The sequence below is a fragment of the Acidithiobacillus sp. YTS05 genome (genome assembly GCF_024396695.1).
GTDB classification, from domain to species: Bacteria; Pseudomonadota; Gammaproteobacteria; order Acidithiobacillales; family Acidithiobacillaceae; genus Igneacidithiobacillus; species Igneacidithiobacillus copahuensis.
This window is the reverse complement of sequence record NZ_CP094359.1, coordinates 60,344-87,033: the sequence shown is the minus strand read 5'-3', so window position 1 is coordinate 87,033 and position 26,690 is coordinate 60,344. Positions and strand designations below refer to the sequence as shown.

The window sequence follows — 26,690 nt, the reverse complement described above, 5'->3', positions numbered from 1 at the left end:
GATGTCTTGCAGATAGTAACAAAAACCTCAGTGCCAGAAGCTCAGATAGAAGCGTGTTGGCCCCAGAATCTCCACGCGGTGGGGCACATCGGGCGGGATCCAGACCGATTCATCGGCGCAGAGCACCCAATGACGCCCGCTTCCATCTTCAAGGCAATAGCGCAACTTTCCGTCGACGACGGTGAGTCGTCCCCAGACCCCGGCTTTGACGCGGTGGTTGTGTTGCAGCCCCTTGGGTGCAGTAGACTCCGTGAACTCGGGTGTACGCTCGTGTTCTTGCATGGGAGCTTCAGGTTCCGGCAGCGAATCTTTCTTGTCGGCACCGCCCAAATCCAGATAGGCTCTTTTTTGCGTAATATGTCGCCAGCGTTCCGCCTCCAGTAGAGCGGCCCTTTTTTGGATGATCACCGGCCACACTGCGGCGAGTTCGGCATTGAGTTCCAAGTATGCTTCACTCCCTTCAGGCAAATCTACATCACGAAAGATGGCATCAACTGGGCACTCTGCTACACAAAGGGTGCAATCGATGCATTCGCGAGGGTCGATCACCAAAAAATTAGGCCCCTCATGAAAGCAATCGACCGGACAAACCGTAACGCAATCGGTATATTTGCATTGAATGCAAGACTCGGTAACAACGTGGGTCATATGTTCCCCCCTGTGCCACGTAAATCAAGCGGCCAATGATCCCAGAGACTGAATACAAAATTGGTAATCCAGGGCGCGGCTATGATCCAGGCAAGTAGCAGATGACCCATGAGGCATGCACCGCAACCGCGCCAAGGGGCAATGCCAAGAACGACCGTAGCGCTCGCCGCCAACAGGAAGTCGCCATCGAATAAAGCATTGAGTCCATCGTGCAAACGCGATTCAGACCGGCCACGTAGTGGGTGGCGAAAAGTGCGACGATATTCTTCCGTGAACAGAAAAATACACCGCAGATGTAGTACCCGCCCACGTTTTGCGCCCAACAGCCACAACTACTCACCCAGCAAAAGCAGGCTGCAGCCAAACCATCCGCCGTATGCCAAGATAAAGCACCCCGCCACCCATGGCAAAAGCGAACCCAGAGAGTAGCTGAAAAGTAACGGTAAAACGACGCCCAGCAAGGAAAAACCATACCCATAGAGGACGTCGATTCGCCTCCATACAGGCCTTCATGAACTGCCATCCTCTTCACGCCGTCGCAGTATCATGGTCCTACCCAAGGCGTTGGCAGAATCTGGATCCAAGATTTGCCTGGCCAGGGGAAAAATTTCTCCGTCCTCCAAGGCGATATGGGCGCGGTTCATTATGACGAAGGGCTCGAGACGTAACGCTCGGGGCTTTTCCGTAACGATGAGATCATTCAGATCCTCTGAAAGATTCTGCCAGGCGGTTTCCAGTTGGCGGTGCTGATCCACAAGATTGCGCAAGGGGGCACGTAAGGCTCCTGGAAAATCCGGCCGTGCCAAAAGCCAGGGGAAAAGTCCCAGTTCCTCATCGGCGTGGTGGGCTGGGCCGGCCAAGCTAAAATAGCGCAGGATGCGTGTGATGGCTGTTTGCAGATCGCTGTCCACCCCATGCTTTTCGAGATGCTTAGGCATCCGCTGCAGGGTATCGCAGTGCTTCTCTATGCGCCGGTGACAGGCCAACAAGAGTCCTACCGGATCATCAAAGGATGGTGCGGGCGTATCCAGCAAATCCATGATCTGACTCCTTCAAGCACATTGATATCTTGGCTGCAGCTGCCATTGATGGTGTTTTTCGACATCGACACGCCCTGGTGACTCCTAAGTGTTCATCCGCTTCCACTTTTCGCCAGGATAGCGCGTCGCACGGATGGTTGCCTTGATTTCCGTCAAGAAACCTCCGTTCACCAAGGACGCATTGGTGCAGTATCACCACACGGCGATTAGCATAGTCTATACTGAGCACAGTAGTGAGGATCAAGAAGCGGATGGCGCGGGTCGGGCCCAGCCTGTCCTGCGTGCTTTAGTGATGCCGTAAAATCGGAGGTAGTCGATGAGTCACCTATTGGATCGCTTGAAGTTCTTGGTGCGGGACAAAGAAGGCTTTGCCGACGGCCACGGTATAAAACTGCGCGACGACCGCCAATGGGAGGATGCTTATCGTCATCGTTGGCGCTATGACAAGATCGTGCGCACCACCCACGGGGTCAACTGCACCGGTGGGTGCAGCTGGAATGTTCACGTCAAAAATGGCCTGGTGGTGTTTGAGATGCAGGCCCACGACTATCCCGAAACGCGCCCAGACCTTCCCAATCACGAGCCTCGTGGGTGTCAAAGAGGTGCCAGCTTTTCTTGGTACCTCTACAGTCCGCACCGCATCAAATATCCCATGGTGCGCGGGCGGTTGCTTGAGCTTTATCGTGCCGAGAAAGCGCAGGGTAAAGATCCGGTAGAGGCCTGGCGGGCGATTCAAGAGGATCCACGCAAGCGGAGTAGCTATGTTGCCGTACGCGGTCTGGGGGGGTTCGTTCGCAGCTCCTGGGACGAAGTCAATGAGATTATTGCTGCCGCCAACATTTATACCATCCTGCAGTACGGTCCGGATCGCATTGCCGGATTTTCCGTTATTCCTGCCATGTCCATGATCAGTTATGCCTCGGGCGCCCGTTACCTTTCCCTCATCGGTGGCGTGCCGTTGAGCTTCTACGACTGGTATTGCGACCTGCCGCCCTCCTCGCCCCAGGTCTGGGGGGAGCAGACGGATGTGCCGGAATCGGCCGACTGGTTCAACTCCACCTATATCATCGTGGCCGGCACCAATATCCCGGCCACGCGCACCCCAGATGCGCACTTTTATTCTGAAGTTCGCTACAAGGGGACCAAGGTGATTGCCATGGCCCCCGATTATGCTGAATACGTCAAGTTTGCCGATGAATGGTTGCCCGTCCGGGCCGGTACCGATGCGGCATTCTTTTTGGCTATGGGGCATGTCGTTTTGCAGGAGTTCTATATCCAAAAAGAAGTACCCTATTTCATGGACTACGCTCGCCGTTTCACGGATCTACCCATGCAGGTAATGCTTCGGGCTCTGCCGGACGGACGCCATGCCAGTGACCGGTTTCTGCGTGCGAGCGATTTTACGGACCAGCTGGGACAAGACTCCAATCCAGACTGGAAAACCGTCATTTTCGACGAGCTAAGCCATAATTACCGTTGTCCAAATGGATCGATAGGATTCCGGTGGGATGAGGCTGAAGGCAACTGGAACCTGCTACAAGAGGATGCCAGCAGCCATACGCCTATTGTCGCCGAACTCTCGGCTCTAGGGAAACCCGACGCCGAACTTGTAACTATGGTTTTCCCGCACTATGGCAAACGCGGCGAGGACACTCCTATCTTGATGGAACGCAAAGTTTGTGCGCGGCGCCTGCAGACAACACAGGGCGAATCTCTCGTCTGCTCTGTTTTTGATTTGTTACTGGCTCAGTATGGTGTGCGCCGACCTAGCGTAGAAATAGTGCAGGAGGATGATCGGGTTGCGGACTATACGGACCCTGACCATTGCTTTACCCCGGCTTGGCAAGAGACCATCACAGGAATATCCCCGGACGTGTGCGTGCGTATTGCCCGAGAGTTCGCGCAAAATGCTGTAGCCACGCAAGGTCGTTCCATGGTGATAGTGGGAGCGGGTACCAATCATTGGTATCACAACGACATGAACTATCGCTCTATCATCAACTTGGTACACCTTTGCGGTTGCGTTGGGCAAAGTGGTGGCGGGTGGGCACATTATGTCGGACAAGAGGCTCTCCGGCCCCAAGCAGGGTGGCTTTCCCTGGCTTTTGCCAGCGACTGGCACCCCCACGCGCGTCAAGCCGCCGGAACGAGCTATTGGTATCTTCACACGGATCAATGGCGCTACGAGCGTGTCCATCCAGAACAGCTCCTGCAGCCGGCTGCCAAGGCCAGCTATCGAGGCCGCACGCTCGCGGACTACAATGTCGTCGCCGAGCGAATGGGTTGGTTGCCTGCGGCACCGCACTTTGATCGTAATCCCCTGGAGATTCTGGCGGACCTGGAACGGGAGGGACATTCTACGAACGCGGAAGCCACCGAGGCCGTTGTCACGGCCTTGCAAAGCGGTGAGCTACGATTCGCGAGCGAGGATATCGACCACCCCAATAATTGGCCACGCAATCTTTTCGTGTGGCGCAACAACCTGATTGGCACCAATGCCAAGGGACACGAGTATTTCCTAAAACACTTGCTAGGTGCGGAGAATGCCGTGTTGGGACAGGACGATGCAGGCTCTGCCAGTCAAGAGATCCGATGGCGTGAGCGCGCGCCCATAGGCAAGCTGGACCTCATGGTCGACATCAACTTTCGCCTGAACAGCACTGGCGCTTACTCTGACATCATCTTGCCTACGGCTACTTGGTACGAGAAGAACGATCTCAACACCACCGACATGCATCCCTTCATCCACCCCTTGGGGGCAGCGGTGGACCCGGGGTGGGAAAGTCGCAGCGATTGGCAGATTTTTCGGCATATTGCGCAGCAGTTCTCCCAACTTGCCCAAAAGCACCTGGGTACCCGGAAAGATCTTTTGGCGCTAGCTCTACTGCACGATAGCCCCGACGAGCTAGGCCAGGCCATAGGCGTGGACGACTGGAAAAAGAATGGCTCTCGCCCAGTTCCGGGGCGGAATTGCCCGCGCTTGGAGATCGTCACCCGAGATTACCCCCAAATCTATCAGCAATACTGCAGTATAGGGCCGCGTCTGCAAAGCTCGGGCAACGGTGCCAAAGGCGAGCATTGGGAAGCGGGACAGGAAATAGAGGAGTTGCTGCACATCAACGGTGCCTTTCCAAACGAGTCTAATGAAGGCGCGCGACGTCCCTCTCTCAGCGCCGATATCCACGCCTGCGATATGGTGTTACATCTCTCTCCCGAAACCAACGGCGAGGTTGCCCATAAAGCCTGGTGTTCGCTGGAGAAGAAAACGGGCCTCAAGCTCGCGCAGCTGGCTGCTGACCGGCGTGGCGAGAAATTTCACTTCCACGATCTTCAGGTACAGCCTCGGAAAGTCATTTCCTCGCCCACGTGGAGCGGACTAATGTCTGAGGAAGTCAGTTACAGTGCAGGATACATCAACGTGCATAATGCCGTTCCCTACCGAACTTTGACAGGGCGCGGCCAATTTTACCTGGACCATGAATGGTTTCTGGATTTTGGTGAGGGACTGTGTACTTACCGCCCACCGCTACCCACTCTAGCGGTTCACGGTTTACCTGAACGCTTCGATACCACGAATGGCCTCGTGTTGCGGTTCCTCACCCCTCACGACAAATGGGGCATTCACAGTACCTATCATGATGATCTACGCATGCTTCACCTTTCCCGAGGTGGCCCACATATCTGGATTAGCGAAAGAGACGCGGAAAGCCTGGGGATTGCCGATAACGACTGGCTCGAAGGGATCAACGAAAATGGTGCGTTGATGGCCCGCGCGGTGGTCAGCCAAAGGATTCCCGAAGGCGTGGCCATCATGTACCACCAGCAGGAAAACACCATCAACGTCCCGGGCTCTCCGAGCACGGGCAAACGTGGTGGTATCAACAACAGCGCCACTCGCGTCATCGTCAAACCTACCCATATGGTTGGGGGCTATGCCCAGCTGGCCTGGACATTGAACTATTACGGCCCCGTAGGTAGTCAGCGCGATTCGGAAATCCTCATCCGCAAGGTGAGTGACGCACAAATTCACTGGCTGGAAGCGCCCCTATCGGCACGGGACGAGGCCAATCTTAGACAGGCCGTGGAGGATTCTCAGTGAAAGTTCGCGCGCAATTTGCTCTGGTTTTTAATCTCGACAAGTGTATCGGCTGTCATACCTGTTCCGTAACCTGCAAGAATACCTGGACCAACCGTCGCGGCACTGAATACATCTGGTTCAATAATGTCGAAACCAAACCCGGCATAGGCTACCCCAAAAACTGGGAACATCAGGATCACTGGCACGGCGGCTGGGTACGCAAGAACGGCAGGTTGCAGTTGAAACAGGGCGGACGCCTCTGGGAGTTGATGACCATATTCGCTAACCCGCACCTTCCCGAAATTCTCGACTACTACGAGCCGTTTTCTTTCAATTATAGCCATCTAGTCGACAGCCCACTTGTGGAAACGGCCCCTGTGGCCCGACCCGTATCCCTGGTGAGTGGACGCACACTAGACAAGATCGACTGGAGCGCCAACTGGGAAGACCAACTGGGCGGAACGTATAAAACCCGCTCAGTAGATTACAACCTGCGGGATGTGCCCGATAGCGAACTGCTTGGCGAATTCGAAAAAACCTTTTTTTTCTATCTCCCGCGCATGTGCAACCATTGCCTTAATCCGGCTTGCGTAGCCGCATGCCCGTCTGGAGCGATCTATAAGCGAGAAGAAGACGGCATTGTGCTTATTGATCAGGATCGTTGTCGGGGATGGCGTATGTGCATTTCCGCCTGCCCCTACAAGAAAGTGTATTTTAATTGGGAGTCTGGTAAGTCGGAAAAGTGTATTGCGTGTTACCCTCGAGTAGAGTCTGGCCTACCGACTATCTGTTCCGACACATGCGTCGGCCGTATCCGCTATAACGGCATCATGCTGTACGATGCGGACCGTATTGCCGAGTACGCCAACACCGAAAACCTCGAAGACCTTTATGAAGCACAGATCCAGATCTTCCTGGATCCACACGATCCAGAAGTTATAGCCCAGGCTCGCTTGGATGGCGTTCCCGATTCATGGATCGACGCAGCTCAACGATCGCCAATTTATAAAATGGCCGTGGACTGGAAAATAGCACTTCCCCTGCACCCAGAATTTCGCACCTTGCCCATGGTTTGGTACGTTCCGCCACTGTCGCCCATGGGCCGCGAGATTCATCCCAAGCGCATACCGCAAAGCGCGGAGGAGGTGCTTCCTCGATTGGAATCGTTACGGATTCCCATCGACTATCTGGCCAGCCTCTTCACCGCAGGCAAGCGTGAGCCAGTACTCGCGGCGTTGACCAAACTGATCGCGATGCGTGCTTATCAACGCGGTCTGCATGTGGACAAGCGCGCTAATCTAGACGTGTTAGCCGGCGCGGGTCTCGATGCTGCTACGGCGCAGGAGATGTATCGCTACCTAGCCCTTGCCCATTACCAAGATCGTTTTGTCATTCCCACGAGCCATCAGGAAACCATGATGGACGATCCCTACGATTTCCAGGGGCAGAATGGTTTTGTCTTCGGTAACGATAGCAGCACCGGTATCAGCGGGGCTGAGATTTTCCCCAAGCGCCGCAAGGAGAGCCCCAGCGCAAACGTGCAACCCCTACACTTCCGTCCTTATCGATAGAAACCAACATGATTCGCCAACCTCTGTTTCACATCCTCGCCCTGCTGTTGGACTATCCGGACGACGCGCTGCGCGCCGCTCTTCCGGAACTCCACACGGACCTGCTTGCAGAAGTCCGTCTGCACTCATCTGAGCGAAGCACGGTACTACAGCATCTCGACTGGATGGAGATGCAAGAGCCGCTTGCACTGGAGGCGAAATATGTCGAGACCTTCGATTGGACTCCAAGCTGCGACTTGCATTTGAGCACGCATCTTCTACCAGAAGACGACCGCGGCCGAGGGTCTGTGCTATTACGCTTACTGGAGCACTATTCGGCGCACGGTTGGATCCCCAGTAATCACTGTCTGCCAGATTACCTGCCAGTGATTCTGGACTTTGCCGCCACACTCACCACGGAGGAGAGTCGCGTCTTTCTGGCGGGCGCGCAGGAGTCGATCTCCATTCTTGAGCAAAATCTGCGCAGCGTTCACAGTCCATATGCAGAGCTGGTGGCGACAATCCTTCCGTATGCACAACTCGTTGACAAGCTTCGAGCAGGAGTGGAGTCATGATCTGGTCTTGGAATTATTTTTTCTTTGGCGTCTACCCTTTCATTGCCGGGACGACATTCCTTGTCGGATCGGCAATCCGTTATGAGCGAGAGCAGTACGGTTGGTCAAGTTTCTCCAGCCAGATCCTTGCATCAAAACGCTACATGATGTGGGCAAGCAATCTCTGGCATGTCGGTATTCTCACCCTCTTTCTTGGCCATTTTACAGGATTTCTCACTAACATTCTCGAGTGGTTAGGGGCTGATCCCGTCGAACACCAGTGGATTGCCGCTAGTGCTGGAATCACCGCAGGTGTGCTTGCCATGATCGGGGGGCTCATGCTCCTGCTTCGGCGGCTTCTCGATCCCAAAGTCCGGTATGCTAGCCGCTTTATGGATATTTTTATTCTCGTGTGGTTGTTGATTACCCTGAGCTTTGGGCTGGGTACCCAGTTTGTCAGCGTCCCGGACGCGGTATCGGGACATGTTCAGAACATGCAGATCCTGATCCAGTATGTGCGGAGCATAGCGACATTCCAGCCAGATCCCGCTCTCATTCGCACTATTCCCATTATTTATAAGATCCATATGTTTTGTGGAATGACCGTTTTTTTGCTTTTTCCTTTTAGTAGACTGGTACATATCTGGACTGTACCGCTAAATTATGCCATCCGCCCTTATCAGCTGGTACGGGCTAAGATTCGGTCAGTGATATAGGGGGTGGATATGCACGTCAGCGATATACCTGGATTGCGCCAATGGCAACGTGCGATCGCGCCGGCTACAGTTTTGAGCCGTGCGGAAGCTCAGCTGGTGGAAGCAGGTTTTACCCTCTTCGATCGCATTGATCACGCGCAGGCGGCGAAATCTGCCGGCCTGTTTCTGCCCTTTTGCGTAGTGTTGATTTTTGGTCGGCCCAGCGGTGGTACCGAACTCATGCGCGTTGCTCCTACGCTCGCCATCGATTTGCCAAGCAAAATGCTCATCTACGAACGTGAGTCCAATATATCGTTGGTAGCGGTGACGGAACTGGCATACACCGCCCAACGCCACGGTCTCCGGAGCGACCGGTACCTGGCCGAGGTCCGTGCTTTTGATCACAAAGTCAGCACCATCGTTACCAATATCCTGATGGATACAAACTGATCCAATAGACGTGATAGTCAAAAAATCCCGGAGGACGATTTATGGCGCAGAATGGTATCATGATCCAGGGTTCACCCCGTAGCGTTCTGGCTGGGTCAACCATTGGCTTCTTCATTGGCGCGGGGTCGGTCTCACTCTACGGGCCAACTGCGCACATTTTTGTGCAAGCCATGCACCTATCTCCCACGCAAATTGGTTGGCTGGTCGGGATGCCCATGCTGACTGGCGCATTGCTTCGCATACCCTTTGGTGCCTCAGTCGATCACAACGGCGGGCGAACACCGTTCTTGATTCTGTTGATCGCATCTCTGGTTGGCATAGCAGGACTTTACTGGATGCTGTTGACCTTGTATCCGAACCATTTGGATGCACGCTACTATCCCTATTTGCTATTGCTTGGCGCTCTCGCAGGCAGCGGTATTGCGACATTTTCTGTGGGAATTGGCCAGGTATCGTATTGGTACCCGAAAAAACGGCAAGGGGCAGCGCTAGCCGTTTTTGGTGGGCTGGGAGATTCCTCGCCGGGTTTTGTTGCCCTTATTCTTCCAAGCGTGATATTACTAACCGGATTGTGGTCTGGCTATCTTTTTTCCTTGGCCATGATTATTCTCGGCATACTTCTGTACTTCCTCTGGGGGCATAATGCCCCGTTTTTTCAGTATGCGCATCGTATGGAAAAACGCGAAGCGATGGTACGTGCAAAAGCAGATGGAGAAGAATTGTTTCCTACGGGCGGCGTTTGGCATTCACTCAGATTGTCCGCACGCCATTGGCGAACCTGGCCTTTAGTGGGGCTATACTTTACGAATTTTGGGGGATTTCTTGCGCTCACGGTCTGGCTTCCCACCTTCTGGGAAAGCTATTACCATACCAGCACCATGACGGCCGTCATTCTGACCGCGACCTTCTCTTTGCTCGCTGCCTTCATTCGCGTTTGGGGTGGAGTGCTTTCGGATCGCAAGGGTGGTGAGAAGGTAGCTATAATTTCATTGATCATCCTGCTCATTGGCGCGGTCATCATGACCCTCTCACAGACGCTCTGGTTGACGGTAATAGGAGAAATTTTGGTCGGTGCCGGAATGGGCATTAACAATGCAGCGGTTTTCAAGTTAGTACCCCACTATGTGCCGGATGCCGTGGGTGGTGCGTCGGGATGGGTTGGGGGATTGGGTTGTCTGGGCGGGTTTGCTGTGCCGCCGCTACTGGGTGGATTTGTAGATCGCTTTGGCGTGCAGGGATACTCCCTGGGTTATAGCGTATATATCGGACTGGCAATCGTGAGCTTGCTGTTGGTTTGGATTCTAATCAAGACCCAAGAGCAGATCGGCGAAGGACACTCCTTCTCGTCGAAGCGTTGATCCTACGGCGCATCCGATTCCCCGGACTCCCTCGTAGGGTCCGGTCGCTGCGCGGTTTTTGGCAAGTGACTACATACAAAATCCCTGAGGACCAAGGCACCATTGTGCTCCCGATCCTGGGCGGCATACAGCAGTATGAGGTCTTTTCCCCTCGCCGCGGCCAGCAAGCTGCGGGCTTCAGCTTCGTGATCTTGCAGCTCGACGAGATAACGTTGGCGAAACTCCGGCCACAACGACGGATCGTGATGAAACCATTGGCGTAGTGCTGTGCTGGGAGCAAGGTTTTTGGTCCAGTCATCCAGGGGGAGATCCGTTTTACGCTGTCCCCGTGGCCATAGGCGCTCCACGAGCACACGGTATCCTGGCGGAATGGGTTTGTCATAGACGCGCCAGACGTGGATGGTGCAGAGTCCATCTAATTCTTGGGCTTGCGGAGCAGGAGACATTTTCCCGATACTTCTTTCGTGGTTACGCAAGGCTGTATCCCAGTAGTCGACACGTGGCGCGTGACTTCGCTTCTGGTCCGGCGATCATCACCGCTCCAGTGTTTCCGTCCAGTATGGATCCTTTAGGGATCGGCGAGCCGCGATTCCTGCGCGTACAGCATCGGCTTTTTCCCAGACATTCCAGAGCAGTACACCCTCCACCCGGTCATCAGATCCATAATAGATGACGGCCTTTCCCTCCTCGGGACTCGCTACACGCAGCACCCGCCGGGAATCGCAGCGTCCCACGGCCTCGAAGCCGAGGTCAAAGATATCACTGAAGAAAAGCGACTGATGCCGGAAAGGCTCCTCTCTCCCAGCCATCGCACGCCCTGCCGCCTTTCCCGTCGCTTCAGCATTATCCCAGTGCTCCAGCCGACAGGGTGTTTGCCATACGGGGTCTGGGTAAGTCGCAACGTCTCCCGCAGCCCAGATGTGCGCGTCGCTGCTGCGCAGCTCGGCATTGACCGCGATCCCGCCTTTGTCCAGTGCTAGACCTGCCTGCTGGGCGAGTTCAAGCTGGCCCTCCATGCCCAGTGCGTAAACCAAAAGATCACCAGCGATAGGCGCGTGCTCACGGAAGTCCGCGCGCACATGGCCTTCCTTCCAGCTCAGCGTTTCCAAGCGGTGGCGTGGATACAGCAGGACTCTGGCTTGGTGGTAGCGGGAGAGGACGGCTTTTTGCAAGACTGGTGGGAAGATATGGGCCAAAGGCGCGTCGCCGGCAAAAGCGTAGTGGACTTTTAAACCCTCTTGCTGGGAGAGCGCGGCCGCAATCTCTGCGCCAAGGAAACCACCTCCCACCACCAGTAAGCGAGAAACTGACTGTGCCGCAGTCCGAAGCCGACGATAGTCCGAGAGGCTGCGCAAGACATGGACGCGCTCCCGCAGTTCGGTGTTGGTAAGTTCGGGCTGCCGTGCACGGCCCCCCGTAGCTAGAAGGAGACGCTCGTAGCGATAAATTTTCCCGGCGGCGCTGGTGAGAGTCTTGGCCGCAGCGTCTAGTTTCACTACCACGTCCCCGAGCCGTGTCTGCACACCCAAATGTTCCCAATCGGCGGCGGAACGCAGGGGTAAGTCATCCAGCGCTACCTTATTCGTCCAGAGACCCTTTGATAAAGGTGGACGTTGATAAGGCAATTCTGTCTCTGCTCCCAGCATCAGCAGCCTGCCACCATCGTCCGACTCGCGGATAGCCATCGCTGCGGCTGCTGCCGCTGGACCCGCGCCAACGATGACGTAATCCCAAGGGGATATGTCGTTCATTACTTACCTCCAGCATCCCGCAATGTCATGGATCTTTCCTAACCCTCCGCACCATCGCGAAGCGGCGCACCTACTTAATCACTATAGACCAGGCGGGATCCTCATGCCGCTGAAGACACTCCCCCGGCAAAGGGTGAGATCAAGAGTTCTTGGCGATGATTTTCTGTGCCAATTGTTGCGCCTGCAGCAATTCGCCGGTATAGATTTTGGTATGGTATCCCCGGTTTGGGGTCGTCGTGATCGGTTGTAAAACGGTCTTGGCTTCCTTGTTGTCGTCGATAGCGATTCGCGCAATCATCGATAGACCCGGGCGCAAGGGGTGGCGGCGGAGCTCTGCCGGCCGCAAGCTTATCCGGATCGGTACCCGCTCCACGATATGGATGTAATTACCCGTCGCGTTTTCTGGAGGCAGAACGGCAAAGGCACTGCCAGCGCCGGGCAGGAGCCCCTGAACGGTGCCGTGAAAGATGACACGGTCGCCATAGTAATAACTCTCCAGTCGCACCGGTTGCCCTGGCCGCAGTTGATCCATCTCGGTTTCTTTGACGTTGGCTACTACCCAGAGATCATCCAAGGGTACGATGGTGAAGAGCCGCTCTCCCGGGTGAATCATCAGACCGGGGTAGGCGCTGCGTTGGGCTACGAAACCGCTGATGGGGGCACGCAGATCCCGCCTGGCCCAGTCGATATAGCGGCGCTCCAGCTCGGCCACCACCGCCCGCACCTGGGGGTTGTTTTGCAAGGTGGTGCCTCCCACCAGTGCTTGTGCTGCCTAGAGTTTGGCCGCCGTTGCGGCGATCTCTGCCTGTAGCGCGTTTACGTCTTGCACAGTATTGGCAATCTGAATGGTGGCTACGGCGCCGCTCGCCTGCGCGCCACGATACCGCTGGAGATCATCGCGAAGCTTCGTCAATTGTGCCTGTTGGGCGCGGAGTTTTGCTTGGGTTTCCTGTACCGCGGCAAATTCCTGACGCAGTTGTCGCACCGTGCGTCCCAAGGCGGCCTCGCTGGCTTGCAGAGCCAGCAGACTGCGGTCTCCCTGGAGACTCGCAAGGATGGTGCCGGCGCGCACGTATTCGGTGTTTTCCACATATACCCGCCGGATCGTACCCGCGCTTTGCGCCTGGACGGGCGTGACATTTCCCTCCACGTAGGCATCGTTGGTAGCAATACGCTGACTGCCCACCAGCACCCACCACGCCGCCCACCCCATCAGCAGCAAGGCGAGGATGAGGCCAAATACGAGGTAATTGCGACGGGAACGAATAGGTGTTTGGGAAAGGTCTTCTGGCACCTCAGTCATCCTTTGTTGCTTGTCGATATCCTCCGCCCAAGGCGGATTCCAGTAGAGCCCAGTTTTGCCAACGTGCGGTGGCGATGGCAGTTTGCCGTTGGCGAACCTGAACACAGGTGATTTCTGCCGCGATACTGGGCAGAGCGTCACTCAGACCCTGGCGCCAAGCTTGCTGGCGCAACTCCCACTGTGCCTGCGCCGCTGCCGCGGCGCGGTGTTCGGCCTGTTCTTGGCGTTCTAGCTTCTGCGCCGTGCTCAGGCGATCGGCAATTTCGCGTAAAGCTGCCAGGAGGGTGCGCCGATAGCGATCCTGGGCGGCGAGAAACACCGCATTCTGGGCCCGCAGGTGGGCACGTAGGGCACCTCCCTCGAAAATCGGCAACGTAATGACCGGGCCGACGGCATGAGCGAAATTCCCCGGGTCAAACAGATCGCCCAGGTGGATACTGTTCCAACCGGCGAGCAGACGAAGATTGATGTCTGGGTAGAAGGCAGCCCGTGCCGCCCCAACCTCCGCCGCTGCCGCTTGCACTGCCCAGCAGGTGGCGACGATGTCGGGGCGCCGAGCGAGCAGTCGCAATGGGAGATCCTTCGGCAACCCCAGTGCTGGGGTGAGCGCCTGCGTTGTTATGGTAGCGGACCCTATCGTCATGGAGGGTCCTTCGCCGCAGAGTGCGGCCAGGGCATGCTCCTCGGTAGCGATGGCCGCTCGCAGCTTGGCGATGCGCTGGGCGGACTCGGCTAGGGCTAAATCTTCGGCATGGATCTGGCTGGCGTTGAACAAGCCTTGCTGAAAACCGCCCACAGCCACGGCCTTGGCCTGCTCTTGCAGGGAGTGCAGATGTTCTGTCTGCTGGAGCAAGCGTCGGTCACCTTCGAAAGCGAAATACTGGACGACGACCGCAGTACTGACCAAGAGCCGTGCCTGAGCTGCCTCCGCCTGGTTCATGGCCAGGCGTCCGCGAGCTGCCTGCACCAGATCGCGATCTTGTCCCCAGAGATCGACGTGATAGCGGATGTCGATGGGATTGAGTGCGCCAAAGGTATTGCTCGTGCCATTGGCGTTGAGATGCAGACCTTGGGCCGAGAAATATTGCTGCGTGAACGCGAAATTGGCATCGAAATGGGGTAAGAGCCGTGATCGCGCAGCGCCGACATCGGCTTGCGCCAGCAGCACCTTTGCAGCTGCGGCTCGTAAATCTGGATTCCGCTCGAAAGCGATCTGTACCAGACGGTCAAGCCCCGGGTCTTTCGCACTCCGCCACCACTCTTGGGCGGGCCAGGGTGCCGTTGCTATCCCGATGGGTCTGGGAATGTGCAAATCCACCTTGTCTTTCGGATTGTCGGGTAGCTGCTCAGGCAAGCGCGCGCAGCCGCTCACCACGAGCGAGAAGCACAGCATCGTCGATGCAAAACGTATCTTCATGGTTCCACCAGCTCGGCAATGGCCGTTTGCTCCGCAACACTCTCGGGACTCTTTTCCTTTGGCGCTCGTGACAGCAGGCTCCACAGGGCCAGCCCGCCAAAAATCCCGGCAGCCAGGTAAAAAATCTCGTTGAAGGCGAGCATGGCGGCGTGTTGTCGTACCGACGCCGCGAGCAGGCCGGGGACATTGGCAAAATGGCGCTCGGCGGCATGCCAAAAGAGCAGATTGCTGCCCTGCACCTCTACCAGAAAATGGCGATGGAGATCCAAACGCCGTTCCCACAGGGCTGCTACGAGGGGAATTCCCATGGCCTGACCGGTGCTGCGGAGAAGATTCAACGCGACGGCAGCACGCTGCTCCGATGGGCCAGAAAGCCCCCAAAGCCCGATCCGTGCCCAGGCAGCAAAGGCCCCACCAAGACCCAAACCCACTAGCATGGGCGCCTCGACCAGGCTGCTAGGCGAGACCGGAAGGTCGTAGCTGGAAAGCCACCAAGCCGCCCCACTGAGCAAGAGCAGGGAAACGAGCGCCAGTGGGCGCGGATCGTGGCGGCCCAGATACCAGTGAGAGAAGGTGGCGCTTGCGGGTGCAAAAATGGCCATACTGAGAAGAAGCTCGCCAATGGCACGAGCACTGAAGCCAAAACTGAGCTGATACTGAACGATGAGTAACGCCAGCGTACCCTGAAATGCCAGCGCGGTGAGAAAAACGCCAAGGGCCGCAACGCGAAAATTGACATAGCGAAAACTGTGCAAATCCAACGCTGGCAGGGTCTGTCGCCGCAACCACCAGACGGTCGCCCCCCCCAACACCAGAGTCAGCATCGTCAGCAGGCGAATCTCCGACGAGCGCCACCAGTCGTCTTTACTCCCCAGATTGCAAAGCGTTTGCAGGCTTACTAGGCTCGCCACCAAAAGGGCATAGCCCAACCAATCCATCGATGGCCGTTCCCCTTGGCGCTCCGGCGGCTCCCACAGCCATATTCCCAGAAAACTCATCAGCAGAATGGGCAGATTGAGGAGGAACAAGCACCGCCAGCCCCACGCATCGTCAATCCAGCCCCCAAGAAAAGGCCCAATGGCAAAGGGCGTGATGGCGGCTATGCCCCAAAGAAATAAGCCATGGTCGCGCCGGTCACTGTGGTAGTGGCGCAAGAGCAGGTTGAGGGAAAGGGGGATACTCAGCCCCCCAGCGAGGCCGGCGACAATGCGAGCGGCCAAAAACGGCACATATTCGCGCGTTGTAGCATTGATCAGCGACGCAAAAAAAATGGCTGCTAAACAAAAGAGTAGGCCATTGCGATTGCCAAAACGTTGGCTGGCCCAATGCCCCAGAGGCAGGCCTAAGCCCAAAGCCAGGAAGTACAGGTCTTGGGTCCAGTCACCATAGATCATATTGCGCCCCAAGGAGCCAATGACCCGGGGGATCATTGGCAGGTAGGCACCACCATTGAAGAGGACCAGGAAATGCTCCAGGCCAATGGCTAGGTTTACCGCCAGAAATCGGTTGGAAGCCGAATACGCGCTGGCACTTTGTAACTGGCGATGAAGGATGTGAAACATGGCAGCTCTGCAAAAATCCAGAGCGGAGCCTAGCAATGGCAAAGCTATCGGACCAATAGGAAGTTATGATAGAAACTATCAGCTATGGCGATATCTACTCCTTCCTTGGAACTCCTCGAGACCTTTCTCGCTCTGGCAGAGAGCGGCAGCGTGAGCAAAGCCGCGCAAATCCTGCACCGGAGTCAGCCAGCCATCAGTGAACGACTGCAGCGACTGACGGAACTGGCCGGGGAGCCCCTCTATTACGGGATGGGTCGCGGTGTTCGCCTAACGGCAGCGGGGGAAGCCTACCTCGCTCCTGCACGCCGCCTTCGGGATCTCAAGCGGGAATGGTCAGACATGGTGCAGCGCCGGCGGCAGTTGCAGGAAGGCGTTCTCAAGATCGCCGCCACCAATACCGTAGCCAATTACTTTCTGCCCCAGTATCTCGTGCGGTTTCGGCAGGACTACCCCGAGGTGGAACTGCAATTGCGCGGAGGAATCACGGATTGGTCTCAGTATTCTCTGCTGGATTGGGATCTCTTCTTTCTCGAAGAGGGCACACCAATGACGGGGCTGCCGCCCCACTATGAGGCTAGCCCTTGGCTCGAGGACGAGATTCTTGCCATTTTCCCCAGGGGGCACGCCTTTGCGGAAAAGCCTAAGCTGGATTTAGCGGATTTGGCGAGCGAACCACTGGTCTGGCGGGAAGAGCAATCGGGCATTCGCCAGCGTATCCTGCAAGAGTTCCGCAAAATTGGTATCGAACCCAGCATTCGTATCGAAGTCAACGGTGTCGAAGCCATGGGAACGGCCGTGGCGGCCGGGCTGGGTATCGGCTTTATCACCAGCACCGCCTTGTGCCATCGCCCAGATTGGGCAATCGAGAGTCGCCGGGTTGGCGACCCGATCCACTGGACCCTATATCTGGTCGCCCCCAAAATCCCCTATCGCTCTCATACCATCGCACGTTTTTTAGAGTACCTGAACCCAGCCAAATAAAAAAACCAAGGCGATGGGAAGGAAGCATTTTGGGCCCACTAGGCGCGTTCCTAGAAAGATCGAAATGACCGCTTTCAGTCTCAAGCCGTCATACGTTAGTCGTGAGGATATCCCGCAAGAACGTGCTTGGCAACGATCAGACGCAGGCAGCGCCTGTGGAAGCTACCTCGCAAACCATCCTGCTTGGTGAACTTTGGGCCATGACACAGGCCACTCATGAGTAAACTTTATTGCCCATGTCCAAACTTTATTACCCATGAGCAAACTTTATTGCCTGCGAACATGTCGCTCGTCTCGGATACCGGTAGTTACTCGACAGTCACGGCCTTTGCCAGGTTGCGCGGGCGGTCGACGTCGGTACCCTTCACTAGGGCGGCGTGGTAGGCGAGAAGCTGCACCGGAATGGCATGGAGGACGGGTGACAGCAGCCCGGCGTGGCGGGGAAGGCGAATCACATGCACCCCCTCTCCGCCTTCATAGTGGCTATCGAGATCGGTAAAGACGTAGAGCTGCCCACCACGGGCGTGGACCTCTTGCATGTTGGCAGCGACCTTCTCGAAGAGCTGATCGTTGGCGGCAATCACCACCACGGGCATCTGCCGATCGACCAGCGCCAGGGGCCCATGCTTCAACTCGCCGGCAGGGTAAGCCTCGGCATGGATGTAGGAAATCTCCTTGAGCTTCAGCGCTCCCTCCAGGGCAATGGGATAGTGCAGTCCCCTGCCGAGGAATAAGGCATGTTCTTTGTCGGCAAAGCGATTCGCCCAGAGCTGGATTTGGGGTTCCAGATTGAGGGCCTGCTGCAGGCTGCCCGGCAGTTGCCGCAAGGCCTCGCGATGCGTATGCAATGCGGTCGCATCTACCCGGCCACGCAGCACGCCGAGACTGAGGGCGAGCAGGTAGAGGGCAACGAGCTGAGTGGTAAAGGCCTTGGTCGACGCGACGCCGATTTCCGGTCCGGCGCGAGTGAGAAACCGCAGGGCCGACGCTCGCGGGATGGCACTCTCCGCGACGTTGCAGATCGACAGGGTGTGCAGATGCCCCAAGGTCTGCGCGTGCCGCAGCGCCTCGTAGGTATCCAGGGTCTCACCGGACTGCGACAGGGTAACGATGAGCTGGCGCGGATCGGGAATGCTCTCGCGGTAGCGGTACTCGTGTCCAAGTTCTGCCGCTGCCGGAATGCCCGCAATGGACTCGATCCATTGGCGCCCCACCAGGCTTGCATAATGACTGGTTCCCGAGGCCAGCAACAGGACGCGATCAATTTCTTGCAGTCGCTCCGCCGCCCCCTTTCCCCACAACTGGTCGATGGAAAAATCCCCATCCAGCGCCGCTTCCAGGGTGTCAGCGACGGCGCGCGGCTGCTCGTAGATTTCCTTCTGCATGAAGTGGCGGTACGGTCCGAGGTCGATGGCGGCCGAGCTCAACTGGCTCCAATGCTCTTCCCGCTGTACCAGCACTCCCTCGACATCCTGCAGAGATGACGCATTCTGCTGGAGCCGGGCAAAATCGCCATCTTCGAGATAGATCACCCGCCGTGTCACCGGCAACAGTGCCGCCACATCTGAGGCAAAAAAGTGTCCCTGCGCCGCGATGCCCAACAAGAGGGGACAACCCTTGCGATGCAGTATCAGCTCCTGCGGATCGCGCCGACTGAGCACGGCGAAGGCGTAGGCACCCTGTAACTCACGACTGGCCGCCTGTACCGCCGCAAGGAGGGTAGGAAGCTGCTGACGATACCAGTGCACCAGATGGGCGATGACTTCGGTATCGGTCTCGGAAGTAAAGCGGTAGCCCAGGGACTGCAGACGACTGCGTAAGTTCTGATAATTTTCGATGATGCCATTGTGGACTACGGCAATCTCGTCATGGGAGATCAGCGGATGGGCATTGTGCTCAGCAATCCCGCCATGGGTCGCCCAACGGGTGTGGCCGATGCCGATCGTGGCTCGGAACTCTTCCTTGGTTTGCAACGCCGCCAGCTCCGCGACACGCCCGACGCTGCGCCGCCGCTGCAACTCACCCTGCGCGTCGACAAAGGCCAGGCCGGCCGAGTCGTAGCCACGGTACTCCAGACGCCGTAAGCCCTCGAGAATGACTGGGACCACATCGTCTGCCGCAATTCCACCAACAATTCCACACATTGCTCCGGTCCTCCGGCTCGTTCAGGATGGTGTACAGGATTTTTTGGGACCCTGCCAGTGTGGAATCGTCTTTTGTGGCGTCCGGCTAAGAGTCAAGCCACCTTCCGGTACCGCCTTGGTGATGGTGCTTCCCGCACCGATGGTGGCACCTTTTCCCACAGAAACCGGAGCCACCAGCTGCGTATCAGAGCCTACGAAAACATCGTCACCAATCTCGGTGCGATGTTTGTGTACGCCATCATAGTTGCAGGTGATCACGCCCGCACCAATATTCACGCCCTTGCCGATCTCTGCGTCGCCGAGATAACTCAGGTGATTGGCCTTGCTTCCTTCTCCCAGAAGGACCTTTTTGGTTTCCACAAAATTGCCGACATGGGCACGCGCGCCGATGTCACTTCCTGGCCGAATGCGGGCAAACGGGCCGACACGGGCCGCCGTGCCAATGCGCGCTTCCTCCAATAACGAATAGGGGAGAATCTCCACATCGTCGCCGATCGTACAGTCACGCAGAATCACGCCAGCACCGACGCGTACACGATCCCCGAGCGAGACCTTGCCCTCGATGATCACTCCCGGTTCCAGCCAGCAGTCCATGCCAAAGTGAAGTTCACCGCGCAGATCCAGACGCGCAGGATCGGCACAGCGCAGCCCGGCACGCTGCAGGGCCTCCACCTGCCGGCGCTGGTAGAAGCGTTCCGCAAAGGCGAGTTGGGCGGGGTCGTTCACCCCCAGGGCCTCCTCCGGTTGCGGCAGGCGAAAGCCGTGCACCGCGACGCCGTCGCTACGTGCAAAGCCCACCAAGTCCGTAAGATAGTACTCTCCCTGCGCGTTACTGGGCTGAAGGCGCGCTAGCCAGTCAGCCAGACGACTCGCGGGGAGGAGCATGATGCCCAGATTGACCTCCCGCAGCAGCCGCTCCTCTACGCTGCAGTCACGCTCCTCGCGAATCCCCAGGACCTCCCCTCGCGAGGAGCGAAGGATTCGACCATAGCCCTGGGGGTCAGTCAGGTCCCCGGTACAGAGCCCGAGGACATCCGCTGGCACGCCATGCAGAAACTGCTGTAGGGTCTCGACACGCAGTAGCGGCACGTCGCCATACAGCACCAGCACCCGCTCGGCCTCCTGCAGAGCTGGCAAGGCCTGGCGTACGGCATCGCCGGTGCCGAGTTGCCGTTCTTGATGGTGCCAACAGATCTCGCCATCGTGCGCAAAGCTCGCCCGCACCAGCTCCGCGCCGTAACCAACAACGACGTGGACCCGCGGGTTTCCCGCTAGCGTCCGCGCCGTATCGAGTACATGCGCCAGTAATGGCTTACCCGCCAATGGCTGCAACACCTTGGGCGACGAGGAGCGCATGCGCGTGCCCTTGCCAGCGGCCAGGATGACGATGTCGATTGTCATATGATTCCCCCAAAAACAAAGGCCCCACTACGCTACTGCGTCGGGGCCTTCGACAAGCTGCGCGGGAAAAGACCGCCCAAAAGGCTAGCGCAGGATACCCTGCTCACGCAGACGCTGCAGGGTGCGCAGGCGTGCGACCTGCTCGAGCAGCTCCGCTTGCGCCGCCGCATAATCCAGCTCGTCCACCTGATTGGCGATGCGCGCCTCTGCCGCCTCCTTGGCAGCCTTGGCCTTCGCCTCATCGATATCAGCGGCACGCTCTGCGGAATCCGCCAGAACCGTTACCACGTCGGGCTGGATTTCGAGGATGCCGCCGTTTACGAAGAGATACTCGGTCTCGGCACCGTGTTTGATGCGCAGCTCCCCCGGACGCAGCCCGGTGAGCAGCGGGGCATGGCGGGGAAGGATACCCAGCTCGCCCATCTGCCCCGGTGCGATCACCATATCCGCCGTGCCTTCGTAGATGCTGCCTTCCGCGCTGACTACCCGCACATCGATGGTCATGGCCATAGCTCTCAGCCTTGCTGCAGCTTCTGCGCCTTGGCCAGCGCTTCATCGATGGTGCCGACCATGTAAAAGGCCTGCTCGGGCAGATGGTCATATTCGCCATTGACAATCGCCTTGAAGCCACGGATGGTCTCTTTGAGCGAAACGTAAGTGCCCGGGCTACCGGTAAAGACTTCGGCAACAAAGAACGGCTGCGACAGGAAGCGTTGGATTTTCCGTGCTCGTCCCACCAGCACCTTGTCTTCGGCAGAAAGTTCGTCCATACCGAGGATGGCGATGATGTCCTGCAACTCTTTGTAGCGCTGCAAAGTCTTCTGACAGGAACGCGCCACGTCGTAGTGCTCCTGACCAACGATCTGGGGATCGAGCTGACGGCTGAAGGAATCCAGAGGATCCAAAGCCGGATAGATGCCCAGCTCGGCGATCTGTCGCGACAGCACCACCGTCGCATCCAAATGGGCGAAGGTGGTTGCCGGAGATGGATCGGTGAGGTCGTCCGCCGGCACGTATACGGCTTGCACCGAAGTGATCGAGCCGACCTTGGTAGAGGTGATCCGCTCCTGCAGCTTGCCCATTTCTTCGGCCAGGGTCGGCTGATAACCCACCGCCGATGGCATACGTCCGAGCAGCGCAGAAACCTCGGTGCCCGCCAAGGTATAGCGGAAGATGTTGTCGATAAACATCAGGATGTCGCGACCTTCATCGCGGAAATGCTCCGCCATGGTCAAGCCGGTAAGACCCACGCGCAGACGGTTGCCTGGTGGCTCGTTCATCTGTCCGTACACCAGCGCCACCTTGTCGATAACGCTGGACTCGGTCATTTCGTGATAGAAGTCATTGCCCTCGCGGGTCCGCTCGCCGACCCCGGCGAATACGGAGTAACCCGTATGCTCGATGGCGATGTTGCGGATCAACTCCATCATCAACACCGTCTTACCCACGCCCGCGCCCCCGAAGAGGCCGACCTTGCCACCCTTGGCAAAAGGACAGACCAAGTCGATGACCTTAACGCCGGTTTCCAAGACCTCGGTGCTCGCCGCCAACTCGTCAAAGGACGGCGCTGGGCGGTGGATCGCCTTGCGCTCTTGCGTCTGCACCGGTCCCTTACCATCCACGGGATCGCCCAGGACATCCATGATGCGTCCCAGGGTTTCATGGCCCACGGGGACGCTGATCGGCGCCCCAGTGCGGCGGACGGAGAGTCCGCGCTTCAAGCCTTCACTGGACCCCATGGCAATGCCGCGAGCTACCCCATCACCCAACTGGGTCTGTACTTCGATGGTAAGATGGCGGTCTTCAACGACGATCGCCTCCATGATTTCCGGCACCTGCCCGCGGGGGAAGGCGACGTCGATCACCGGCCCGATGACCTGGACGATATGGCCAACGGCCTGATCTGCAACTTGCGCTTCGCTCATGCTCTGCATCCTCAAATAATCCAAAAATTTACACTGCCGCGGCGCCGGCGCTGATCTCCGCGATTTCCTGCGTGATTGCCGCCTGACGCGCCTTGTTGTAAGCAAGCTGTAACTCGCCCACGAGCCGCTTGGCATTGTCTGAGGCGTTTTTCATCGCCACCATCCGAGCGCTCTGCTCGCAGGCCAAATGCTCGACTACCGCCTGGTAAATGACCGATTCCACGTAGCGCTGTAACAGATGATCCAGTACCGGTCGCGCTTCTGGCTCGTAGATGTAATCCCAACGCTCGCCTGTCACCACCGTCTTTTCCTCCGGCTTCTTCACCGGCAAGACCTGCTCCAGGGTCGCCCGCTGCAACATGGTATTGATGAAGCGTGAGGAAATCAGGTACAGGGCGTCAATCTCGCCATTCCGATAGGCGTCGGTCATCACCCGAATCGGGCCGACCATATCCGCCAGGCCGGGCCGATCGCCAATGCCGGTGAGTTCCGCAGAAAGGTGCGCACCATGACGCCGCAGAAACCCAACGCCCTTGTTGCCAATCGCAGCCACCTGCACTTCTACACCCTGACTCTGCAAGTCGTGCATTTGCTGCACAACGATGCGCAGGACGTTTACATTCAGTGCCCCACAAAGACCGCGATCGGAACTGACCAGCAGAAACCCAACCCGCTTTCTTGGCCGCTCGGCGAGAAAGGGATGTTGGTACTCAGGGTGCGCCTGCGCAACATGCGCCAGCACTTCGCGGATCTTGTCGGCATAGGGCCGCGATGCCGCCATCCTTTCCTGGGCGCGGCGCATCTTGCTCGCCGCGACCATTTCCATGGCCTTGGTGATCTTGCGCGTATTTTTTACGCTCTTGATCTGGGCGTTGATTTCCTTCGCCTTTGCCATTGCCGTTCCTTAATAACTCGCGGTGGACTTGAATTGCTTCAACGCTGCATCCAATTCCGCCTTGATCTCGTCGGTTAGTGCCTTTTTGGCTTCCAAGGCATCGACGGTCGCCTGATGATTGGAGTGCATATAGGCAAGCAACGCCTTCTCAAAGGGCCGGACCTTGGCGACCTCGACGTCGTCCAGGGCGCCACTGCTGGCCGCAAACAGTGCGATGGACTGCTCAGCGACGGACATCGGCGAATACTGATCCTGCTTCAGTAGCTCTGTTACGCGCTTGCCGCGCTCGATCTGCTTGCGCGTGATCTCATCGAGATCTGAAGCAAACTGCGCAAACGCCGCGAGCTCGCGGTATTGCGCCAAGTCCAGACGAATACCACCGCCAAGCTTCTTGATGACCTTGGTCTGCGCTGCACCGCCGACGCGGGAAACCGAAAGGCCCGCATTGATAGCCGGGCGAATGCCGGAATTGAACAAATCGGATTCGAGATAGATCTGACCGTCGGTAATGGAAATGACGTTGGTCGGCACAAACGCAGACACGTCGCCCGCCTGGGTCTCGATGATCGGCAATGCGGTCAGAGAGCCGGTCTTTCCCTGTACCGCGCCGTTGGTCTTCTTTGCCACAAAGTCGGCGTTGACGCGCGCTGCGCGCTCCAACAAGCGGGAGTGCAGATAGAACACGTCACCCGGGTAGGCCTCGCGACCTGGCGGACGGCGCAGCAACAGGGAGATCTGCCGATAGGCCCAGGCCTGCTTGCTGAGATCGTCGTAGATGATCAGGGCATCCATGCCGCGATCACGGAAATACTCGCCCATCGTACAACCGGCATATGGTGCCAGGTACTGCATTGCCGCAGAATCCGAGGCGTTGGCAGCGACCACGATGGTGTACTCCATCGCGCCGTACTCCTCGAGCTTGCGCACCACACTTGCCACTGTGGACGCCTTCTGCCCGACGGCGACATACACACAGAAGACGTTCTGCCCCTTCTGGTTCAGAATGGCGTCTACCGCGACAGCCGTCTTGCCGGTCTGGCGGTCGCCGATGATCAGCTCGCGCTGCCCGCGTCCGACCGGGACCATGGCATCAATTGCCTTGATTCCCGTCTGCATGGGCTCATCCACACTCTGGCGATCGATGACGCCGGGAGCAATCTTTTCGAGGACATCGTACTCTTCCGCCTCGACCGGGCCCTTGCCATCCAGGGGCTGACCCAGGGAGTTGACGACGCGACCCAGCAAACCCTTGCCAATCGGTACCTGCATGACCTTACCGGTGCATTTGACGACGTCCCCTTCTTCTAGGCCGGAGAATTCGCCCAATACCACGGCACCGACATTGTCACGCTCCAGATTCATCGCGAGGGCATACTTACCCCCCGGCAACTCGAGCATCTCGCCGTACATCACGTCTTCCAGGCCGTGAATGCGGAGAATCCCGTCGCTCAGGCTGGTGATCGTTCCCTGTGAGCGGGTTTCCACCCGCCCCTCGAAACCCGCTATCCGCGTGCGGATCAGGTCACTGATTTCCGAAGGATTCAGTTGTTGCATGCCATTTCCTCAATTCAATTGCGAAGATTTTGCGCCAGTTGCTGCAACTGGCCGCGCACGGATGCGTCAATGGATTCATCACCGGCGCGGATGACCAGACCACCCAGGAGATCAGGGTCTACCGCCTCCCGCAAGATCACGTGCATACCGGGATGCCGGCGTTCCAGCGCAGCGGCTACCGCCGCCTTCTGATCGTCGTCCAAAGCGTATGCGCTGGTAACCAAGACATCGAGTTCCCCTTTCGCACGTCGCACCGCGGCGCGGAAGAGCTCGGCGATTTCTCGGGAAAGAGACCAGCGCTCGTTATCGATGAGCAGCTGGACGAAGCGCGCCCAAGCCTCGTTGTCGACGGCGACCGAGATACCTGCGAGCAAGGCCACCTTGTCGGCATCCAGGCGCTCTGGATCGGCGAGAAAGGCGCGCGCGTCTGCATCCTCGACCCAGAAGGCGAGGGCCTGCAGCGCATCATCCCAAGCAGCCGTTACCGCACCCGCTGAGGCCATCTCGAAGAGGGCTTCAGCGTAGGGCCGCGCCAGGGTAGTAGAATCTGCCATCGTCGCCTCCGTCAGAGCTGGGCAACCATGCGATCAACGATGTCGCGATGATTTTCAGCGTTGATTTCCCGATGCAGAATCTGCTGCGAGCCGTCCACCACCAGGCGCACAACTTCACCACGCAACTGCTCGCGGGCGCGATTGCCTTCGACCTCGATCTCCGCGCGGGCTGCGGCGATGATGCGATCCGCCTCTTCCCGCGCCTTGATTTGCGCTTCTTCACGCATCTCGATATCGCGCCGCTCGGCCAGAGCAATGATTTCGCTCGCTTTGTCTTTCGCTTCCCGAAGAATTTCGGCAGCGCGCTTCTGCGCAAGGTCAAGCTCTTCCTGACCACGCTCGGCGGCAGCCAAACCGTCCGCAATCTTTGTCGAGCGATCGTCCATTACCCGACGCAACGGACCATAAAGATACTTGTAGAGCAAAATCACCAAGATCACGAAGGTGATCAGCTGGATGATCAGCGTTCCATTGATACTTACTGGATTCATGATGTCCTCTCTTGCACGGAGGCCGGCTCAGCCGGCCAGGGGCATTAGCCGACGAAGGGGTTGGCGAAGAGGAACCAGAAGCCAAAGGCGAGAATGATGAAGGGGAAAGACTCCATCAAGCCAGCGAAGATGAAGGTGTTGACCAGCAGCTGCGGGCGCATCTCCGGCTGACGGGTAATGCCTTCGATGGTCTTGGAGGTGATCAAACCCCAGCCAATGGCCGAGCCGAGACCGGCGGCACCAAAGATGATACCCACGGCGATGGCAGTTGCTGCAACGATGATGGTATGTGCGTCCATGGTAAAGACTCCTCAGAATGTCAAAATAAAGCAGAAAAGT

24 protein-coding genes are annotated in these 26,690 nt (G+C 57.6%); 7 read left to right on the top strand and 17 right to left on the bottom strand.

Translation table 11 applies throughout. From position 1 onward, the window contains the following. Nucleotides 1-27: 27 nt before the first annotated feature. On the bottom strand, nt 28-648 hold the full coding sequence (gene fdxA, locus MQE22_RS13780) for a ferredoxin FdxA (RefSeq protein WP_431307153.1): 621 nt from the start codon (nt 646-648) through the stop codon (nt 28-30). Between the two features lie 509 nt (nt 649-1,157). After that, complete coding sequence (locus MQE22_RS00360) at nt 1,158-1,688, bottom strand: hemerythrin domain-containing protein (RefSeq protein ID WP_248885500.1); 531 nt, start codon at nt 1,686-1,688, stop codon at nt 1,158-1,160. Between the two features lie 316 nt (nt 1,689-2,004). Here MQE22_RS00360 and MQE22_RS00355 point away from each other — a divergent pair, with 316 nt between their 5' ends. The 6 genes from MQE22_RS00355 to MQE22_RS00330 are packed head-to-tail and all read left to right on the top strand — an operon-like array spanning nt 2,005 to nt 10,373. After that, nucleotides 2,005-5,787 (top strand): nitrate reductase subunit alpha, encoded by a 3,783-nt coding sequence (locus MQE22_RS00355; protein ID WP_255789891.1) that lies wholly within the window; start codon nt 2,005-2,007, stop codon nt 5,785-5,787. Next, nucleotides 5,784-7,337, top strand: coding sequence for a nitrate reductase subunit beta (gene narH / locus MQE22_RS00350; protein ID WP_255789890.1), 1,554 nt, complete (start codon nt 5,784-5,786; stop codon nt 7,335-7,337). Before MQE22_RS00355 ends, narH begins: the two co-directional genes overlap by 4 nt. Nucleotides 7,338-7,345: 8 nt before the next feature. Then, nucleotides 7,346-7,891, top strand: a complete 546-nt coding sequence (gene narJ / locus MQE22_RS00345; protein ID WP_255789889.1) for a nitrate reductase molybdenum cofactor assembly chaperone — start codon at nt 7,346-7,348, stop codon at nt 7,889-7,891. Then, nucleotides 7,888-8,586, top strand: coding sequence for a respiratory nitrate reductase subunit gamma (narI, locus tag MQE22_RS00340; RefSeq protein WP_248885504.1), 699 nt, complete (start codon nt 7,888-7,890; stop codon nt 8,584-8,586). The genes narJ and narI overlap by 4 nt, the downstream gene beginning before the upstream one ends. A gap of 9 nt (nt 8,587-8,595) precedes the next feature. Next, nucleotides 8,596-9,015, top strand: a complete 420-nt coding sequence (locus MQE22_RS00335) for a DUF302 domain-containing protein (RefSeq protein ID WP_255789888.1) — start codon at nt 8,596-8,598, stop codon at nt 9,013-9,015. Nucleotides 9,016-9,056: 41 nt separating this feature from the next. Continuing rightward, nucleotides 9,057-10,373 carry an MFS transporter gene (locus MQE22_RS00330; protein ID WP_255789887.1) on the top strand — a complete coding sequence of 439 codons (1,317 nt, stop codon included), beginning with the start codon at nt 9,057-9,059 and terminating at the stop codon, nt 10,371-10,373. 2 nt (nt 10,374-10,375) lie between these two features. On the opposite strand, the gene MQE22_RS00325 is transcribed toward MQE22_RS00330, so the two are convergent. The 6 genes from MQE22_RS00325 to MQE22_RS00300 all read right to left on the bottom strand — a co-directional run bounded on the left by MQE22_RS00325 (nt 10,376) and on the right by MQE22_RS00300 (nt 16,406). Beyond that, the gene (locus tag MQE22_RS00325; RefSeq protein WP_248885506.1) at nt 10,376-10,819 is read right to left on the bottom strand and encodes a DUF488 domain-containing protein; all 444 of its coding nucleotides are present in this window, start codon (nt 10,817-10,819) and stop codon (nt 10,376-10,378) included. Between the two features lie 87 nt (nt 10,820-10,906). After that, nucleotides 10,907-12,124 (bottom strand): NAD(P)/FAD-dependent oxidoreductase, encoded by a 1,218-nt coding sequence (locus tag MQE22_RS00320; protein WP_248885507.1) that lies wholly within the window; start codon nt 12,122-12,124, stop codon nt 10,907-10,909. 139 nt (nt 12,125-12,263) lie between these two features. After that, complete coding sequence (locus tag MQE22_RS00315) at nt 12,264-12,866, bottom strand: HlyD/EmrA/EmrK family protein (RefSeq protein WP_255789885.1); 603 nt, start codon at nt 12,864-12,866, stop codon at nt 12,264-12,266. Nucleotides 12,867-12,896: 30 nt separating this feature from the next. Then, the gene (locus MQE22_RS00310) at nt 12,897-13,427 is read right to left on the bottom strand and encodes an HlyD family secretion protein (RefSeq protein WP_255789883.1); all 531 of its coding nucleotides are present in this window, start codon (nt 13,425-13,427) and stop codon (nt 12,897-12,899) included. Further along, entirely contained in the window at nt 13,420-14,844 is a 1,425-nt protein-coding gene (locus MQE22_RS00305; RefSeq protein ID WP_255789881.1) for an efflux transporter outer membrane subunit, read from the bottom strand. Before MQE22_RS00305 ends, MQE22_RS00310 begins: the two co-directional genes overlap by 8 nt. Continuing rightward, nucleotides 14,841-16,406 carry an MFS transporter gene (locus MQE22_RS00300; RefSeq protein ID WP_255789880.1) on the bottom strand — a complete coding sequence of 522 codons (1,566 nt, stop codon included), beginning with the start codon at nt 16,404-16,406 and terminating at the stop codon, nt 14,841-14,843. The genes MQE22_RS00305 and MQE22_RS00300 overlap by 4 nt, the downstream gene beginning before the upstream one ends. Nucleotides 16,407-16,490: 84 nt before the next feature. Here MQE22_RS00300 and MQE22_RS00295 point away from each other — a divergent pair, with 84 nt between their 5' ends. Further along, nucleotides 16,491-17,387: a LysR family transcriptional regulator gene (locus MQE22_RS00295; protein WP_248885511.1), complete on the top strand. Its 897-nt coding sequence runs from the start codon at nt 16,491-16,493 to the stop codon at nt 17,385-17,387. A gap of 308 nt (nt 17,388-17,695) precedes the next feature. Here the strand turns inward: MQE22_RS00295 and glmS are convergent, their stop codons facing one another. The 9 genes from glmS to atpE all read right to left on the bottom strand — a co-directional run bounded on the left by glmS (nt 17,696) and on the right by atpE (nt 26,650). Further along, nucleotides 17,696-19,531, bottom strand: a complete 1,836-nt coding sequence (glmS, locus tag MQE22_RS00290) for a glutamine--fructose-6-phosphate transaminase (isomerizing) (protein ID WP_215872109.1) — start codon at nt 19,529-19,531, stop codon at nt 17,696-17,698. Between the two features lie 21 nt (nt 19,532-19,552). After that, complete coding sequence (glmU, locus tag MQE22_RS00285; protein WP_215872110.1) at nt 19,553-20,932, bottom strand: bifunctional UDP-N-acetylglucosamine diphosphorylase/glucosamine-1-phosphate N-acetyltransferase GlmU; 1,380 nt, start codon at nt 20,930-20,932, stop codon at nt 19,553-19,555. Between the two features lie 84 nt (nt 20,933-21,016). After that, complete coding sequence (locus MQE22_RS00280; protein ID WP_226827228.1) at nt 21,017-21,436, bottom strand: F0F1 ATP synthase subunit epsilon; 420 nt, start codon at nt 21,434-21,436, stop codon at nt 21,017-21,019. 11 nt (nt 21,437-21,447) lie between these two features. Beyond that, nucleotides 21,448-22,857, bottom strand: coding sequence for a F0F1 ATP synthase subunit beta (atpD, locus tag MQE22_RS00275; RefSeq protein ID WP_215872112.1), 1,410 nt, complete (start codon nt 22,855-22,857; stop codon nt 21,448-21,450). Nucleotides 22,858-22,885: 28 nt separating this feature from the next. Next, a complete protein-coding gene (gene atpG / locus MQE22_RS00270; RefSeq protein ID WP_215872113.1) occupies nt 22,886-23,752 on the bottom strand; it encodes a F0F1 ATP synthase subunit gamma in 867 nt (288 codons plus the stop codon). A 9-nt stretch (nt 23,753-23,761) separates the two neighbouring features. Beyond that, complete coding sequence (gene atpA / locus MQE22_RS00265; protein ID WP_215872114.1) at nt 23,762-25,306, bottom strand: F0F1 ATP synthase subunit alpha; 1,545 nt, start codon at nt 25,304-25,306, stop codon at nt 23,762-23,764. Nucleotides 25,307-25,320: 14 nt separating this feature from the next. Continuing rightward, entirely contained in the window at nt 25,321-25,860 is a 540-nt protein-coding gene (locus MQE22_RS00260; RefSeq protein ID WP_215872115.1) for a F0F1 ATP synthase subunit delta, read from the bottom strand. Between the two features lie 11 nt (nt 25,861-25,871). After that, nucleotides 25,872-26,351, bottom strand: a complete 480-nt coding sequence (locus MQE22_RS00255; RefSeq protein ID WP_215872116.1) for a F0F1 ATP synthase subunit B — start codon at nt 26,349-26,351, stop codon at nt 25,872-25,874. A gap of 44 nt (nt 26,352-26,395) precedes the next feature. Next, on the bottom strand, nt 26,396-26,650 hold the full coding sequence (gene atpE, locus MQE22_RS00250) for a F0F1 ATP synthase subunit C (protein WP_215872117.1): 255 nt from the start codon (nt 26,648-26,650) through the stop codon (nt 26,396-26,398). Between the last annotated feature and the right edge of the window lie 40 nt (nt 26,651-26,690).

Excerpts from the sequence above, each read along its gene's own strand:
- MQE22_RS00255 (WP_215872116.1), bottom strand. The coding sequence starts at position 26,351 with ATGAATCCAGTAAGTATCAATGGAACGCTGATCATCCAGCTGATCACC.
- MQE22_RS00300 (WP_255789880.1), bottom strand. The coding sequence starts at position 16,406 with ATGTTTCACATCCTTCATCGCCAGTTACAAAGTGCCAGCGCGTATTCG.
- MQE22_RS00310 (WP_255789883.1), bottom strand. The coding sequence starts at position 13,427 with ATGACTGAGGTGCCAGAAGACCTTTCCCAAACACCTATTCGTTCCCGT.
- narI (WP_248885504.1), top strand. The coding sequence starts at position 7,888 with ATGATCTGGTCTTGGAATTATTTTTTCTTTGGCGTCTACCCTTTCATT.
- fdxA (WP_431307153.1), bottom strand. The coding sequence starts at position 648 with ATGACCCACGTTGTTACCGAGTCTTGCATTCAATGCAAATATACCGAT.
- atpE (WP_215872117.1), bottom strand. The coding sequence starts at position 26,650 with ATGGACGCACATACCATCATCGTTGCAGCAACTGCCATCGCCGTGGGT.
- narJ (WP_255789889.1), top strand. The coding sequence starts at position 7,346 with ATGATTCGCCAACCTCTGTTTCACATCCTCGCCCTGCTGTTGGACTAT.
- atpD (WP_215872112.1), bottom strand. The coding sequence starts at position 22,857 with ATGAGCGAAGCGCAAGTTGCAGATCAGGCCGTTGGCCATATCGTCCAG.
- MQE22_RS00335 (WP_255789888.1), top strand. The coding sequence starts at position 8,596 with ATGCACGTCAGCGATATACCTGGATTGCGCCAATGGCAACGTGCGATC.
- MQE22_RS00355 (WP_255789891.1), top strand. The coding sequence starts at position 2,005 with ATGAGTCACCTATTGGATCGCTTGAAGTTCTTGGTGCGGGACAAAGAA.
- MQE22_RS00305 (WP_255789881.1), bottom strand. The coding sequence starts at position 14,844 with ATGAAGATACGTTTTGCATCGACGATGCTGTGCTTCTCGCTCGTGGTG.
- MQE22_RS00330 (WP_255789887.1), top strand. The coding sequence starts at position 9,057 with ATGGCGCAGAATGGTATCATGATCCAGGGTTCACCCCGTAGCGTTCTG.
- MQE22_RS00360 (WP_248885500.1), bottom strand. The coding sequence starts at position 1,688 with ATGGATTTGCTGGATACGCCCGCACCATCCTTTGATGATCCGGTAGGA.
- MQE22_RS00320 (WP_248885507.1), bottom strand. The coding sequence starts at position 12,124 with ATGAACGACATATCCCCTTGGGATTACGTCATCGTTGGCGCGGGTCCA.
- MQE22_RS00325 (WP_248885506.1), bottom strand. The coding sequence starts at position 10,819 with ATGTCTCCTGCTCCGCAAGCCCAAGAATTAGATGGACTCTGCACCATC.
- MQE22_RS00260 (WP_215872115.1), bottom strand. The coding sequence starts at position 25,860 with ATGGCAGATTCTACTACCCTGGCGCGGCCCTACGCTGAAGCCCTCTTC.
- atpG (WP_215872113.1), bottom strand. The coding sequence starts at position 23,752 with ATGGCAAAGGCGAAGGAAATCAACGCCCAGATCAAGAGCGTAAAAAAT.
- glmS (WP_215872109.1), bottom strand. The coding sequence starts at position 19,531 with ATGTGTGGAATTGTTGGTGGAATTGCGGCAGACGATGTGGTCCCAGTC.
- glmU (WP_215872110.1), bottom strand. The coding sequence starts at position 20,932 with ATGACAATCGACATCGTCATCCTGGCCGCTGGCAAGGGCACGCGCATG.
- MQE22_RS00295 (WP_248885511.1), top strand. The coding sequence starts at position 16,491 with ATGGCGATATCTACTCCTTCCTTGGAACTCCTCGAGACCTTTCTCGCT.
- MQE22_RS00280 (WP_226827228.1), bottom strand. The coding sequence starts at position 21,436 with ATGACCATCGATGTGCGGGTAGTCAGCGCGGAAGGCAGCATCTACGAA.
- atpA (WP_215872114.1), bottom strand. The coding sequence starts at position 25,306 with ATGCAACAACTGAATCCTTCGGAAATCAGTGACCTGATCCGCACGCGG.